This is a genomic window from Vibrio sp. M260121 (assembly GCF_036533715.1).
Taxonomy (GTDB): domain Bacteria; phylum Pseudomonadota; class Gammaproteobacteria; order Enterobacterales; family Vibrionaceae; genus Vibrio.
The window spans coordinates 51,765-66,232 of sequence record NZ_JATABF010000012.1 but is presented as its reverse complement, the minus strand read 5'-3'; the positions used below and the strand labels follow the sequence as shown (position 1 = coordinate 66,232).

Sequence of the window (14,468 nt, the reverse complement as noted above, 5' to 3'; positions counted from 1 at the left end):
AAATGCGAAATTTTGATAGGATTGCCTCGTTCAAATAGGTGACAAAAGATGTCAATTAACGAGAAACAATATTTACATGAAATGGGGATCAGCACTTGGGAGCTGAGTCACCCAGAAAGGCTGGAAGGCTATCAATCGCCATTATTGGATTTGCAAAGTTCTTGTAAACTCCTATTGGTATCGCCAATGTGTCCAGAAAACGAGACAGCTTTGATGTTTGAGCGCGTATTGAAAAGCATTAAGCTCACGCTCGACGACGCACTGCACCTAGAGCCTGAGCGTTTATCCATGTTGGGTGAACATCAACTAGAGTGGGTGTGGTTCGCAGGTTGTGAGGCAGACGCCAGCATCAATGCCAAGCAGCTGACTTCACCACTATTACAAGATATTGATGGCAATAACGAACAACGCCGCGCATTGTGGCAACAAATCTGTTCGTACTCTTAACGGAGCGACCGCGTGACAATTGAAATTACGCCGATGCGTGCTGAGCACCTTGACCAAGTTTGGCAGATCGAGCAGCAAGCGCATTCTCACCCTTGGGCAGAATCTTTGGTGCGTGACTTATCCAGTCGCGGTGCTTGCCATCATGTGATGCTGGAAGGTACTCAGGTGGTGGGTTACTTCTACGGACAGAATATTGTCGGAGAAGTGACGCTATTAAATATTGCCATAGCGCCTTCTCAACAGGGGAAAGGGCTAGGGCAAAAATTGCTGGATGCATTTATCGAACACTGCGAGCAAGCGAAAGCAGAGAGCGCATGGTTGGAAGTGCGTGAAAGTAACCACTCAGCTATCCATATTTATGAGCAAGCAGGCTTCAATGAAGTGGACCGTCGTTACAACTATTACCCTGCCAAAACGGGCAATGGTAAAGAGGACGCCATCATTATGAGTTACCTATTTTTGATTTAGTTTTAATTCACTACGAATTACCTCATCAACACTTACGCTATAAATGCTTATCTGACTTCGAGGCTTGTGAACATGTAATAATAATTTTTTACATCTCTTGTGTGGAGCTAGTTTTCGATTGTTGGCGCCAGGGCATGTGAGCCTTTGTGAAAGGAAGAGATGAACTGAGCACATTGAGTTCATGTCTTTCCTGTTTGCTAGCATAGCGATAATAAGCGAGAATACTGCACAATATCGAATAGTAGATATGCTTGCCCATTTTGTGAGCATGAAAGTAATTTAGAAGATAAACTAATGTCAAATACAGCTTTTCTAGGCGAAGTTTCTAAGCGCAGAACGTTTGCTATTATTTCTCACCCGGATGCGGGTAAAACCACCATTACTGAAAAAGTACTGTTATTCGGAAACGCGATCCAAAAAGCAGGTACGGTTAAAGGTCGTGGTAACGCACAGCACGCAAAATCAGACTGGATGGAAATGGAAAAGGAACGTGGTATCTCGGTTACTACTTCTGTAATGCAGTTCCCTTACAACAATTGTCTGGTAAACCTACTTGATACTCCTGGACACGAAGACTTCTCGGAAGATACTTACCGTACTCTAACGGCAGTTGACTCTTGTCTGATGGTTATCGATGCGGCGAAAGGTGTCGAGGATCGTACTCGTAAGCTGATGGAAGTAACGCGTCTGCGTGACACACCAATCGTAACCTTCATGAACAAACTTGACCGTGACGTTCGTGATCCAATGGAAGTGTTGGATGAAGTAGAAAACGAGTTGGGCATGATGTGCGCGCCAATCACATGGCCAATCGGTTGTGGTAAAGAGTTTAAAGGTGTTTACCACATCCATCGCGACGAAACGATTCTGTACGAATCAGGCCACGGTCATGAGATCCAAGAAGTTCGCATCATCAAAGGTCTAGACAACCCAGAGCTTGATGAGAAAGTGGGTGAAAGCCTAGCAGCAAGCGTTCGTGAAGAGCTTGAACTTGTGATGGGTGCTTGCCCTGAATTTGATCATGACGCTTTCCTTACTGGTGAACTAACGCCAGTTTACTTCGGTACTGCATTGGGTAACTTTGGTGTTGACCACATGCTAGACGGTCTGACTGAGTGGGCGCCAGCGCCGAAAACTCGTCAAGCGGTTGAGCGTGATGTTGAAGCGACAGAAGACAAGTTCTCTGGCTTCGTATTTAAGATCCAAGCAAACATGGATCCAAAACACCGTGACCGTATCGCATTCATGCGTATCGTATCGGGTACTTACACACAAGGCATGAAGATGAACCACGTTCGTCTTGGCAAGCAAGTAAGTATCTCAGATGCGGTTACCTTTATGGCGGGTGACCGTTCTCGTGCAGAACACGCTTACGCGGGTGACATCATTGGTCTACACAACCACGGTACTATCCAAATTGGTGATACCTTCACTCAAGGTGAAGCGCTGAAGTTCTCGGGTATTCCAAACTTCGCTCCGGAACTGTTCCGTCGTATTCGTCTAAAAGATCCACTGAAACAGAAACAGCTACTGAAAGGTCTGGTTCAGCTTTCTGAAGAAGGTGCGGTACAGGTATTCCGTCCACTGCAAAACAACGATCTGATCGTTGGTGCGGTTGGTGTGCTTCAGTTTGACGTGGTTGTGGCTCGCTTGAAGTCAGAATACAACGTTGAAGCGATTTACGAAGGCGTTAACGTAGCAACTGCGCGTTGGGTTGAGTGTGGCGATGCGAAGAAACTGGATGAGTTCCAACGTAAGAACCAAACTAACCTAGCACTGGATGGTGGTGATAACCTAACGTACATCGCGCCAACTATGGTTAACCTAAACCTAGCGCAAGAGCGTTTCCCAGATATCGATTTCCGTGCAACTCGTGAGCACTAATCGAATCTAACTCGCTTTATATCGCGTACTAGATCATAAGCCGCCGTTAGCTATACACTTAGCTAACGGCGGTTTTTTATTGGCGCAATGCGAATTCTATTGGCTAAAAAGGGTGTGCGATGAACTGGTTTAAGAAAGGACTCAAGCGTTACGACGATTGGTGTAAAGAGATGGGGCTGACGCCTGATCAAAAGCGCAGTTGTGTGCCGTATAAACAAGACCCAGTTCATGAAGACGAGCCTGCTGAAAAAGCAGAGCAAGAGAAACCGAACAATGAAGCTGTTTGATACCCACTGCCATTTCGACTTTGATGTGTTTCAAGAGGATTTTGCTCACCAAGTTGACCTCGCTCGTGAGCAAGGGGTCGAGCGTATCTTGATTCCTTCTGTCGGACCGAGTAACTGGGTTCGTATTCAAGAGTTGGCTAATCAATACTCTCACCTTTATTACGCGTTGGGTTTTCACCCCTATTTTCTACAACAAGAGTTTGAGCAGTTTGCCCCAGAGCTGGAATCGTTACTTTCCTCGTCCCACCGACAATGCGTCGCGATAGGGGAGTGCGGTTTGGACTTCGCAATAGATGTGCCTGTCGAGCTTCAAGAGCAGGCGCTTGAGTTGCAATTCGAACTGGCAAGACGGTTCGATCTGCCCGTTATTTTACACAGCCGAAAAGCACATAATCGTCTCATCCAACTAGTCAAAGCAGCCAAGCTTCCTAAAGGTGGCGTATTGCATGCGTTCTCTGGCAGTTATCAGCAAGCAATGGAATGGGTTCGATTAGGTTTTCTTATCGGAGTTGGGGGCACAATTACCTACCCACGAGCGAATAAAACTCGCGACGCGATTCAAAGATTATCACTTGAGAATATCGTTTTAGAAACAGACGCTCCGGATATGCCTATAATTGGCTATCAGGGCGAGCCTAATCACCCTTCAAAACTGATTCATGTATTGAATGAGCTGGCTCTGTTGCGCACAGAAAGTAAGCAATCGATTGCCTCTCAGCTATGGGAAAATAGCAATTCGGCCTTCTTTATATGTGAATAAAATCTAAAGATGGTGTTTAAAAGCGAAAACGTTTTCCTGCTTATTGTGAGATAACTCACAAACGGGAGTGAATCAATGATGAATCTTATAAGAAAGTGTGAGGGTGGCATTACTTTAATTGATTCTGCATGAGTATAATTGCCCCCGCTTTATAGCTCCATTTTGTAACACGCCAATAAATAACTTATAAGGAAGTCATAAACTATGAGCCTGTTTATGAGCCTAGTCGGTATGGTAGTGCTTCTTGCTATTGCATTTGCATTCTCATCTAACCGCAAAGCTATCAACTTTAGAACTGTGGGTGGCGCATTTGCTATCCAATTCATCCTTGGTGCATTTGTTCTTTACGTACCTTGGGGCCGTGATCTACTAAACGGTTTCTCTACTGGTGTTTCTAACGTTATCAACTACGGTAACGATGGTTCATCTTTCCTATTCGGTGGTCTTGTTTCTGACAAGATGTTCGAAGTATTCGGCGGCGGCGGCTTCATCTTCGCATTCCGCGTTCTTCCTACACTGATCTTCTTCTCTGCACTGATTTCAGTTCTTTACTACATTGGCGTAATGCAGTGGGTTATCAAGATTCTTGGTGGTGCACTACAAAAAGCGCTTGGCACTTCTCGTGCGGAATCAATGTCTGCAGCTGCTAACATTTTCGTAGGTCAAACTGAAGCACCTCTAGTTGTTCGTCCATTCGTACCAAAAATGACTCAATCTGAGCTATTCGCGGTAATGTGTGGTGGTCTAGCATCTGTAGCTGGTGGTGTACTAGCAGGTTACGCCTCAATGGGTGTTCCACTAGAGTACCTAGTAGCAGCGTCATTCATGGCAGCACCTGGTGGTCTACTATTCGCTAAGATTCTTCACCCAGAGACTGACCAGCCTCACGAAGACATCGAAGAAGCAATGGACGGTGGCGACGACAAACCAGCTAACGTAATCGACGCAGCAGCGGGCGGTGCGGCTTCTGGTCTACAACTTGCACTAAACGTTGGTGCAATGCTAATCGCGTTCGTAGGTCTTATTGCTCTTGTTAACGGTATGCTAGGTGGCATCGGTGGTTGGTTCGGTATGCCTGAACTAACACTAGAACTAATCCTAGGTTACGCGTTCTCTCCACTAGCATTCCTAATCGGTGTTCCATGGGACGAAGCAGTTGTTGCTGGTTCATTCATCGGTCAGAAACTAGTAATCAACGAATTCGTTGCATACTTGAACTTCACACCTTACCTAGGTGAAGGCGCTCAAGTTGTTGCGGCAACTGGTGAAGTAATGTCTGAGAAGACTACAGCTATCATCTCATTCGCACTATGTGGTTTCGCGAACCTTTCTTCTATCGCGATTCTACTTGGTGGTCTAGGTAGCCTTGCACCAAACCGTCGTTCAGATATCGCTCGCATGGGTATTAAAGCAGTTCTTGCTGGTACGTTGTCTAACCTAATGGCAGCGACTATTGCAGGCTTCTGCCTTAGCCTTGCAGCACTTTAATTAGAATCGGTTCTTAATATATAGACGCCGTTTTAAATCATGCCCTGTAGCAAGAGATTGCTGCGGGGCATTTTTCGTTTTTCGGGCCTAAAAAATTAACCGCACGTAGGTCTACGTGAGTAGCTTACGCAGTCGGTGGAATAGGGGCTGGGAAATTTTGAGATACAAACCGTTTGCGCTCTATTTGGTGCTACAGTTTTGCGGTGAAACTCTATAATGTAGTAATCACGAATTCGTGGTTATGATGACCACTTAATCACAGAGTGAATACTACATACTCGGTGGGCAAATGAATTGCCCTGCAATATCAAATCTCACAAGCGTTTTATTGTTTGATGTGATATTAAAGACACCGCAATCATAGATTGTTGTGCCATAGGCCAAACTGGTACTGTGCGGTGACAAGGATAGCAATTGGTATATGATTTTTCGCAGTATATGCCGAGTCTTCAGGGAACCAAGTCCGTTCATTAATAGACTGCTTAGCTAAAATCTCACACTGTCTCTACTTGTTGATTATAGTTAGAGAAGCGATGTGAAGCTGAGTAGTGAATTTTTTGAATATTGATCGGAGATAGAAATGAGCGATTTAAAAGCAGCAGCGCTACGTGCACTGAAACTTATGGACCTTACTACGCTAAATGATGATGACACTGATGCAAAAGTGATCTCACTATGTCATGACGCGAAATCAGCAGTAGGCAACACAGCTGCAATCTGTATTTACCCTCGCTTTATTCCTATTGCTAAGAAGACACTTCGTGAGCAAGGTACGCCAGAAGTTCGTATCGCAACGGTAACGAACTTCCCACACGGTAACGACGACATCGAAATCGCAGTTGCTGAAACAAAAGCGGCGGTTGCTTACGGTGCAGACGAAGTAGACGTAGTTTTCCCATACCGCGCTCTAATGGCGGGTGATGAGAAAGTTGGCTTCGAACTAGTTAAGCAATGTAAAGAAGCTTGTGGTGACATTCTTCTTAAAGTGATCATCGAAACAGGTGAACTTAAAGAAGAAGCACTAATCAAGAAAGCATCTCAAATCTGTATCGAAGCAGGTGCTGACTTCATTAAAACTTCAACTGGTAAAGTGCCAGTAAACGCAACACCAGAATACGCTCGCATGATGCTTGAAGTTATTCGTGACATGGGTGTTGCAGAAACTGTTGGTTTCAAACCAGCAGGTGGTGTGCGTACTGCTGAAGATGCAGCGGCATACCTAGCAATGGCTGACGAAATCCTAGGTGACAACTGGGTTGATGCTCGTCACTACCGTTTCGGTGCGTCTAGCCTGCTAACAAACCTACTAAATACATTAGAAGTATCGGACGAAGTCGCTGATCCAGCAGCGTACTAATTCCAACAATACGTCTGAACGGTAGCACCAGCTTTGGTGCTACCAATCCTCTTCTATCCTACTTTTTCCATGGCTCATAATGAGCTTGGGGAGGCACTAATGTATTTACCACAAGAAATTATCCGTAAAAAACGTGACGGCGAAGTTCTAACAGCCGACGAAATCAACTTCTTTATTCAAGGCGTAGCAAACAACAGTGTATCTGAAGGTCAGATCGCCGCTTTTGCTATGACAATCTTCTTCAATGAAATGACGATGCCAGAACGTATCGCACTAACCTGTGCAATGCGTGATTCAGGTATGGTTATCGATTGGAGCCACATGAACTTTGGTGGTCCAATTGTCGATAAGCACTCTACTGGTGGTGTGGGTGACGTGACTTCTCTAATGCTTGGCCCAATGGTGGCAGCATGTGGCGGTTTCGTACCTATGATCTCTGGTCGTGGTCTTGGCCACACTGGTGGTACGCTGGATAAGCTTGAGTCTATTCCGGGCTACAACATCACTCCGACAAACGACGTATTTGGTCAAGTAACCAAAGACGCAGGTGTAGCGATCATCGGTCAAACTGGTGACCTAGCGCCAGCGGATAAGCGCGTTTACGCGACTCGTGATATCACAGCGACAGTAGATAACATTTCACTGATCACGGCGTCGATTTTATCGAAGAAGCTTGCTGCAGGTCTTGAATCTCTAGTGATGGACGTAAAAGTAGGTTCTGGCGCATTCATGCCAACTTACGAAGCGTCTGAAGAACTAGCAAAATCAATCGTTGCGGTAGCAAACGGTGCAGGCACTAAGACAACCGCTATCCTAACGGACATGAACCAAGTATTGGCATCTTCTGCGGGTAACGCAGTGGAAGTGCGCGAAGCGGTTCGTTTCCTAACAGGTGAATACCGTAACCCTCGTCTACTTGAAGTAACCATGGCTTCATGTGCTGAAATGTTAGTACTTGGCAAACTGGCTGAGAACACAGAAGACGCGCGTGCGAAACTAATGGAAGCATTAGATAACGGTAAAGCGGCTGAGTGCTTCGGTAAGATGGTTGCTGGTCTAGGTGGCCCTGTGGACTTCGTAGAAAACTACGACAACTACCTAGAAAAAGCAGAAATTATTAAACCTGTATACGCAACAGAAACTGGCGTTGTATCTGCGATGGATACTCGTGCTATCGGCATGGCTGTGGTTTCAATGGGCGGCGGTCGTCGCGTTGCGACAGATGAAATCGACTACGCAGTTGGTTTCGATAACTTCATCCGTCTAGGTGAAGTAGCAGATGGCGATAAACCTCTTGCGGTTATCCACGCTCGCACTGAAGAGCAGTGGGAAGAAGCCGCTAAAGCACTTCGTAGTGCAATCACTGTAGGTGGTGAGTACACGCCAACGCCAGAGGTTTACCGCCAAATCCGTGCAGAAGATCTTTAATCGAATAAGTAATTACACAAGGCCTACTCAACCATAATAAGAAGCCGAGTGGGCCTAAGGAACGAGCAATGAAAAGAGCATTTATTTTAGTACTAGACTCATTCGGCATCGGCGCAGCTGCAGATGCAGAGCAATTTGGTGATGTAGGTTCAGACACACTAGGTCATATCGCTGACCAGTGTGAGCAAGGCTTAGCGGATAACGATCAGCGTAAAGGCGCACTTCGTCTTCCAAACCTATCTAAGCTTGGTCTGGCAATGGCACATAAAGAGTCAACAGGTCGCTTCGCACCTGGCCTAGACGCAGACGCTGAAATCATCGGTGCATACGGTCACGCTGCAGAGCTTTCTTCAGGTAAAGACACTCCGTCTGGTCACTGGGAAATCGCAGGTGTGCCTGTTCTGTTTGATTGGGGTTACTTCACTGACAAAGCAAACAGCTTCCCGAAAGAGCTGACTGACCGCATTCTTGAGCGTGCAGGTCTTGACGGTTTCCTAGGTAACTGCCACGCATCTGGTACTCAAGTTCTTGACGATCTTGGTGAAGAGCACATGAAGACTGGCAAACCAATCTTCTACACGTCTGCTGACTCTGTATTCCAAATCGCATGTCACGAAGAGACTTTCGGTCTAGACCGTCTACTAGAGCTTTGCCAAATCGCACGTGAAGAGCTAGAAGATTACAACATTGGTCGTGTTATCGCGCGTCCATTCGTTGGTGCTGGTAAAGGTCAATTTGAGCGTACTGGTAACCGTCGTGACCTTTCTGTTGAGCCACCATCAGCAACGGTTCTACAGAAACTTGTTGAAGAGAAGCAAGGCAACGTGGTTTCTATCGGTAAGATTGCTGATATCTACGCAAACTGCGGCATCACTAAGAAAGTGAAAGCGACAGGTATCCCTGCATTGTTCGAAGCAACGCTAGAGCAAATCAAAGAAGCGGGTGATAACACAATCGTATTTACTAACTTCGTGGACTTCGACTCTGCTTACGGTCACCGCCGTGATGTAGCGGGCTACGCAGCTGCACTTGAGTACTTTGATGGCCGCATCAATGAAGTGTTGGATATTATGGAAGAAGACGACGTGCTTATCCTAACGGCAGACCACGGCTGTGACCCAACATGGCCAGGTACTGATCACACTCGTGAGCACATCCCTGTGATTGTTTACGGTAAGAAAGTGCCAGCTGGTTCTTTAGGCCGTCGCGATAGCTTTGCAGATATCGGTCAAACATTGGCAACTTACTTCGGTATTTCTCCAATGGATTACGGTAAGAACTTTCTATAATTAGGTTTTGAAAACTAGGAGCTATATTGCTCCTAGTTTTATGTTTGCAGCATGAAAATGTTGCTTGTCGGAAATGAGAATATTCTAGCCAAAACCGCCAACAGCAGCGCGGATCGCTAGAGACAGGTTAAGGAAAAGAAACATGGCAACTCCACATATCAACGCAGAAATGGGTGCTTTCGCAGACGTCGTTCTAATGCCGGGTGATCCGCTACGTGCAAAATACATCGCAGAAACTTTTCTTGAAGATGTAGTTCAAGTGTGTGACGTCCGTAATATGTTTGGTTACACAGGTACTTACAAAGGTCGCAAGATCTCGGTAATGGGCCACGGTATGGGTATCCCATCTTGTTCAATCTACGTGACTGAACTGATCAAAGACTTCGGCGTGAAGAAAGTGATCCGTGTAGGTAGCTGTGGCGCTGTGAACGAAGACATCAAAGTACGTGATGTTGTTATCGGCATGGGTGCTTGTACTGATTCTAAAGTGAACCGTATCCGCTTCAAAGGTCATGACTTTGCGGCTATCGCTGACTACAAAATGGTTCGCGCAGCAGAAGAAGCAGCAAAAGCTCGCGGCGTTGATGTGAAAGTAGGTAACCTATTCTCAGCGGAACTGTTCTACACGCCTGATCCAGAAATGTTCGACGTAATGGACAAGTACGGCATTGTTGGTGTTGAAATGGAAGCGGCTGGTATCTACGGTGTTGCAGCAGAGTACGGCGCAAAAGCGCTAACTATCTGTACTGTTTCTGACCACATCAAAACTGGTGAGCAAACGACATCTGACGAGCGTCAAACTACGTTCAACGACATGATGTTGATCGCTCTAGATTCAGTATTGCTAGGTGATGAAGAATAAGGTGAGAGCCATCTACTCTTCTGCTTATCAGCATTAAAAAACAGCCCGCATCATGCGGGCTGTTTTATTTTCTAAATTCGCTTCTTGGATTATTTGGTTAGCAACAGGTTTTCTGCTTTCTTGCGGCGGATCGGCTGTCTGCGCAAGATCATGATGAACAACATGCCACACACAAAGCTCATTAGCACCATCATGTACATGTAGCGATCACTCTTGCGGTAATGGTGATCAGAAATGGCGGTGACTCGACCGGTTTCAAATGTCACTCGCACAAAGCCAATCACTGCGCCATCCGACAACACTGGCTCTACGAGCTGTTGGCGGCCAATCGATGCGGTCGCGAGTGGGGTATCTAATCCCAACACCTCACGTACTGACAATGCTTCTTCACTCGATGCCAAACGCACACCTTGTGCATCATAAATGGTTGCATCAAATACCAAGCGGTCTTGAGCAAGCTGGTTAGTGAGCTTGAGTAGACGTTCTTGGTCTTTATTGATGATCATCTCGCCGGCTGATAAGGACGCCTGCGAAATCAAAACTTTGGTCAGGGTTTCAAGCTGTTGTGCTTGTATTTTCTCATTACCCTTACTGATCACGACACTGTTTTTGATGGTGACAAAAAGCATCACACATAACAGGATCAGAGCCAGAATTCTTAGGGCATTCCTTACTGAGAACAAGGATTCACTCATGCTCTTTACTCGTCCATTCAAATCAAAACAAAGACTTGCCTTTTTAGCTTGTTAAGGTAACGTTTTAGCAAAGTCACAAGGGATTATATACATGGACGCGTCAAAAAGCTTGCCTATCAGAAGGCATACGACTCTTTTAAAACGACTACCCGAAACTCGCTTCGCGACACAGCTCGATAAAGCCAAGGCGAATTGGATTGTGTTTGGTGAACATCTTGAGCCCCGCAACTTCGAAGACATCGACTTCTTTACTGGCTTTTACAACCCGATTTTAGACACTTGGAAAGTTGGTCAATATGAAGTGGCTCTCATGGCGGGCAACCTTACACCAGAGCATGAAACCATTCTGAAAGGCTTAAATCTGGATTACGCCTCTCTGCAAGAAGTGCCAGATCTTTCTGCGCCGGGTTTGGTCGTGTTCGATATGGACTCAACCGCGATTCAAATCGAATGTATTGACGAAATCGCCAAATTGGCAGGTGTCGGCGAAGAAGTGGCAGAAGTGACTGAGCGCGCCATGCAAGGTGAGTTGGATTTCGAACAAAGCTTACGTCAACGTGTCGGTAAGCTAAAAGGTGCCGATGAAGCCATTCTTGAACAGGTACGTGGCCAACTACCATTTATGCCGGATTTCGAAGCGCTGATTGCAACGTTTAAAGCGCTTGGCTGGAAGACTGCCATTGCCTCGGGGGGGTTTACTTACTTCTCTGATTTCATCAAAGACAAAGTTGGATTGGACTTTGCGCAGTCTAACCAACTGGAAATCGTGGATGGCAAGCTGACCGGTGAAGTACTGGGTGAGGTTGTATCAGCTCAGACAAAAGCGGATATCTTAGTTGAGCTTGCGGAAGAGTACGAAATCGAACAACACAATACCGTTGCCGTGGGGGATGGTGCGAACGATTTGGTGATGATGGCTGCGGCAGGGCTAGGTGTGGCTTATCACGCTAAACCTAAAGTTGAAGAGCAAGCGCAAACCGCTGTTCGATTTGCAGGTCTAGGTGGTGTGCTGTGTATCCTTTCTGGCGTTTTGGTTAAGCAGCAGAAAATCAGCTGGAAAGCGAAACCTTAGCTGGAGCTTCTTCCAAATTAACATAGAAAAACACCGCCATCTCGGCGGTGTTTTGTTATTCCGTTAGCTCTAAGCGAACAATCACTTCTTCGGTAATGTCTTCAAATTCGCTGTAACCAACTAGGGCGGTCAGCTCTTTTTCTAACTTACTCGCCTGATGAACACCAAATTGGGTTAAGTCGCTCAAGTCTTGGCGTAGCAATGATGTCATCGGATCGAAGATCGGCGCCGTTGAAATGCGTGTCGCGTAAAACTCGCCCATCATGCGCGCTTTCTTAATGAACTGAATACGCTCTTTGACGCTGGTGAAGTCTTGTTGCATTTTCGATTCAATAGCGGTGATCTTATTGCCGACTTTACTTACGCTGATATAAATGTCTTGGTGTCGAGCCTGTGCTCCATCAATACGCTTTATTGGGTCGGCAATTAATGTGTTTGAGCGTCCTTTAAAAAGGGGCTCTAACGAATACTGCTGATTGTGACCCAGGCGAGCATACAACTCGATATGTTTTGCTAACGGTAAGTTCACCCCAATTACGGGGGTCTTCACTGAAGAGGCGGCACTTTTGCTGATAAAGATTGGCGTGCTTAGCGTTCGTGACAGCAACACACTGTGCAGTCTTTCTAATAGCGCATTGCTTGGCAGCATCTCTTTCTGCGGGATCAGCTTGTCTTGGTTGTGCTCAATAATGCTGTTGAAGAAAGCGATCACTTTCATGGTCTTGCTTTGTTCATCAATCACCAGTTGGACACTTCGACCATCAGGGCTAACGCGAATGACACGGTAAGGCACCTCTGAAAGTGGCAACTTCTTATCGTAAAGCTGTAACTCTCTAAAGTTTATCCGTACCTCTTCTCCTGAGCGCAGTGCGGTAGGCTCATCCAATCTGAGGCCCAAACCTCGCTTAGAAATATCCGCGGTAAAGCCAGCAGCTTTAGCGTTGCCAGTATCTAGAACCAAAGGGGTTTTAAAACGGTAGCGTGGTTCTTTACGGCGAGACTGGGCATCGAAGTAAATCCCTTTTGGATTACCAAGGATTTTTCTTGGTTGCCTAAACTCATTCAAGGTGTTTGCAGGAACACGAGGCTTTTCGGTCAGCAAGTAATCTTGGCCTGACTTCTCATCTGCAATTTCTTGCAAGATGCCCACATGTGTCAGCTTTTGCGAGCTTTCGGCCAACTCAGAAGAAAACGCAGCAAGGTCTTCTTTTTCTTGTTGAGACAGTTCGAAAATCGAGATTCGGAAAGCACGCCAACTTGCTCGTTTTGCTCCTAGGTGCCAGAACAATTGACGTTGTTCTCTGGTTGCCTCTGGGCGCAGCATTGAATAGAAGTAGGTTTTGCTCTCATGCTCATGAGTGAAGGAATACAACACGTTGGTTGCGCCTTTCACGCCGGGAGCAATCAGGGAAGCCATTCTCTTTGGATTGAATAGCGAACCAAAAACTTGTTGGTTGCGTTCATCATGCCAGTATTGCCAAAGCTTTTGGTTGTTTGGCGTTAGCATTGCCAGTTTGAGTTCACTGCCCTCGAAAAACAGCGGCAGGTTACTGGTGTGCTTCAGGGCGATATGTTCGTAACCACGCGTGCGAGCGCGAATGATTTTATCTTGGTTATCATGACGAGCACGTTTTGCAGCGCTGTTGAGAGCTTCATCAATCAAGCGAGCAACGACATTGGTCTCGGTCAAGCGAATGGTTCTTAGATAACGAACAGCATCGTTCTCGTAGCAATCATCCACTGCGAGCACACGATAAGTGATTGGTTTTTCAACGCCGGCAACCTGAGATTTGCTGGCAAACTCGGTAAAGGTAACTTGAATGACTTCGCCCAAGCTGTATTTGAAAGCGCTTGGGACCTTGAATTTCGCGCCAGAGCTGGAAAGATCGATACTCAAACCGTGAATCACTTGCCCTTTAGGGCGGATGATTTCGACTTGAGATTGTACTTTTAAGCGTTTTTCTTGGCGTTTTAGATCATAACCAAGATGGACTGGTTCTGCCAGAAATGGGCTTTTCGGATCGGTCAGTGATTGTTCTTCACTTTTACCATTGTTTTTACTCATCACGCGAAAGTTATTGCGCGTGTTGACCAAGGCTTCCCACATACCTTCGGTATAAGCGCCAAACTTTTTTAGGTTCTTGTGGTAAGCATTAAAAGCAACATCATCCAACCAATGCGGGATGCCATCTAATAGGTATTCACGACATTCACCTTTCACTCGGCCTCGTAAATCAATGCTCTTTTTACAAGGTGCCATGACACGGTTGAGTTCCATCTTAACTAGGATTTTGGCTGACGGCGGTTCACCCTCGGTCAGTTGACCAAGGACAAAGTCAAAGTCATCAGTGCCATAAACAGGGATGAGTCGTTCTGCGAGCGAGAGAATTTCAGATTGCTGCATTATTTCTGTTAAAGTATGTCGTTATTC

General features: G+C 46.1%; 13 protein-coding genes. 11 read left to right on the top strand and 2 right to left on the bottom strand.

Annotated elements, in window-relative coordinates:
• The first annotated feature begins 48 nt into the window (after nucleotides 1–48).
• From QTO06_RS09280 to deoD, 10 genes are all read left to right on the top strand, one after another.
• Entirely contained in the window at nucleotides 49–447 is a 399-nt protein-coding gene (locus QTO06_RS09280; protein WP_005431900.1) for a DNA polymerase III subunit psi, read from the top strand.
• A 12-nt stretch (nucleotides 448–459) separates the two neighbouring features.
• Nucleotides 460–915, top strand: a complete 456-nt coding sequence (gene rimI, locus QTO06_RS09275) for a ribosomal protein S18-alanine N-acetyltransferase (protein ID WP_331407569.1) — start codon at nucleotides 460–462, stop codon at nucleotides 913–915.
• Nucleotides 916–1,209: 294 nt separating this feature from the next.
• A complete protein-coding gene (gene prfC / locus QTO06_RS09270) occupies nucleotides 1,210–2,799 on the top strand; it encodes a peptide chain release factor 3 (RefSeq protein ID WP_331407568.1) in 1,590 nt (529 codons plus the stop codon).
• 119 nt (nucleotides 2,800–2,918) lie between these two features.
• Nucleotides 2,919–3,086, top strand: coding sequence for a DUF5363 family protein (locus tag QTO06_RS09265; RefSeq protein ID WP_009707518.1), 168 nt, complete (start codon nucleotides 2,919–2,921; stop codon nucleotides 3,084–3,086).
• Nucleotides 3,073–3,846 carry a TatD family hydrolase gene (locus QTO06_RS09260; protein ID WP_331407566.1) on the top strand — a complete coding sequence of 258 codons (774 nt, stop codon included), beginning with the start codon at nucleotides 3,073–3,075 and terminating at the stop codon, nucleotides 3,844–3,846. Before QTO06_RS09265 ends, QTO06_RS09260 begins: the two co-directional genes overlap by 14 nt.
• Before the next feature lie 204 nt (nucleotides 3,847–4,050).
• On the top strand, nucleotides 4,051–5,334 hold the full coding sequence (locus QTO06_RS09255; protein WP_005439507.1) for a NupC/NupG family nucleoside CNT transporter: 1,284 nt from the start codon (nucleotides 4,051–4,053) through the stop codon (nucleotides 5,332–5,334).
• Nucleotides 5,335–5,914: 580 nt separating this feature from the next.
• Nucleotides 5,915–6,691, top strand: a complete 777-nt coding sequence (gene deoC, locus QTO06_RS09250; RefSeq protein ID WP_005530303.1) for a deoxyribose-phosphate aldolase — start codon at nucleotides 5,915–5,917, stop codon at nucleotides 6,689–6,691.
• Nucleotides 6,692–6,790: 99 nt separating this feature from the next.
• A complete protein-coding gene (gene deoA / locus QTO06_RS09245; protein WP_255985241.1) occupies nucleotides 6,791–8,119 on the top strand; it encodes a thymidine phosphorylase in 1,329 nt (442 codons plus the stop codon).
• A gap of 68 nt (nucleotides 8,120–8,187) precedes the next feature.
• Nucleotides 8,188–9,408 carry a phosphopentomutase gene (locus QTO06_RS09240; protein ID WP_331407563.1) on the top strand — a complete coding sequence of 407 codons (1,221 nt, stop codon included), beginning with the start codon at nucleotides 8,188–8,190 and terminating at the stop codon, nucleotides 9,406–9,408.
• A 142-nt stretch (nucleotides 9,409–9,550) separates the two neighbouring features.
• On the top strand, nucleotides 9,551–10,270 hold the full coding sequence (gene deoD / locus QTO06_RS09235) for a purine-nucleoside phosphorylase (protein WP_005449118.1): 720 nt from the start codon (nucleotides 9,551–9,553) through the stop codon (nucleotides 10,268–10,270).
• An 89-nt stretch (nucleotides 10,271–10,359) separates the two neighbouring features.
• Here the strand turns inward: deoD and QTO06_RS09230 are convergent, their stop codons facing one another.
• On the bottom strand, nucleotides 10,360–10,965 hold the full coding sequence (locus tag QTO06_RS09230; RefSeq protein WP_331407562.1) for a YtjB family periplasmic protein: 606 nt from the start codon (nucleotides 10,963–10,965) through the stop codon (nucleotides 10,360–10,362).
• A gap of 91 nt (nucleotides 10,966–11,056) precedes the next feature.
• Here QTO06_RS09230 and serB point away from each other — a divergent pair, with 91 nt between their 5' ends.
• Nucleotides 11,057–12,037: a phosphoserine phosphatase gene (gene serB, locus QTO06_RS09225; RefSeq protein ID WP_331407561.1), complete on the top strand. Its 981-nt coding sequence runs from the start codon at nucleotides 11,057–11,059 to the stop codon at nucleotides 12,035–12,037.
• A gap of 55 nt (nucleotides 12,038–12,092) precedes the next feature.
• On the opposite strand, the gene QTO06_RS09220 is transcribed toward serB, so the two are convergent.
• Nucleotides 12,093–14,441, bottom strand: coding sequence for a PilZ domain-containing protein (locus QTO06_RS09220; RefSeq protein ID WP_331407560.1), 2,349 nt, complete (start codon nucleotides 14,439–14,441; stop codon nucleotides 12,093–12,095).
• Nucleotides 14,442–14,468 lie beyond the last annotated feature (27 nt).

Excerpts from the sequence above, each read along its gene's own strand:
- QTO06_RS09280 (WP_005431900.1), top strand. The coding sequence starts at position 49 with ATGTCAATTAACGAGAAACAATATTTACATGAAATGGGGATCAGCACT.
- prfC (WP_331407568.1), top strand. The coding sequence starts at position 1,210 with ATGTCAAATACAGCTTTTCTAGGCGAAGTTTCTAAGCGCAGAACGTTT.
- QTO06_RS09265 (WP_009707518.1), top strand. The coding sequence starts at position 2,919 with ATGAACTGGTTTAAGAAAGGACTCAAGCGTTACGACGATTGGTGTAAA.
- QTO06_RS09260 (WP_331407566.1), top strand. The coding sequence starts at position 3,073 with ATGAAGCTGTTTGATACCCACTGCCATTTCGACTTTGATGTGTTTCAA.
- QTO06_RS09255 (WP_005439507.1), top strand. The coding sequence starts at position 4,051 with ATGAGCCTGTTTATGAGCCTAGTCGGTATGGTAGTGCTTCTTGCTATT.
- deoC (WP_005530303.1), top strand. The coding sequence starts at position 5,915 with ATGAGCGATTTAAAAGCAGCAGCGCTACGTGCACTGAAACTTATGGAC.
- deoA (WP_255985241.1), top strand. The coding sequence starts at position 6,791 with ATGTATTTACCACAAGAAATTATCCGTAAAAAACGTGACGGCGAAGTT.
- QTO06_RS09240 (WP_331407563.1), top strand. The coding sequence starts at position 8,188 with ATGAAAAGAGCATTTATTTTAGTACTAGACTCATTCGGCATCGGCGCA.
- deoD (WP_005449118.1), top strand. The coding sequence starts at position 9,551 with ATGGCAACTCCACATATCAACGCAGAAATGGGTGCTTTCGCAGACGTC.
- QTO06_RS09230 (WP_331407562.1), bottom strand. The coding sequence starts at position 10,965 with ATGAGTGAATCCTTGTTCTCAGTAAGGAATGCCCTAAGAATTCTGGCT.
- serB (WP_331407561.1), top strand. The coding sequence starts at position 11,057 with ATGGACGCGTCAAAAAGCTTGCCTATCAGAAGGCATACGACTCTTTTA.
- QTO06_RS09220 (WP_331407560.1), bottom strand. The coding sequence starts at position 14,441 with ATGCAGCAATCTGAAATTCTCTCGCTCGCAGAACGACTCATCCCTGTT.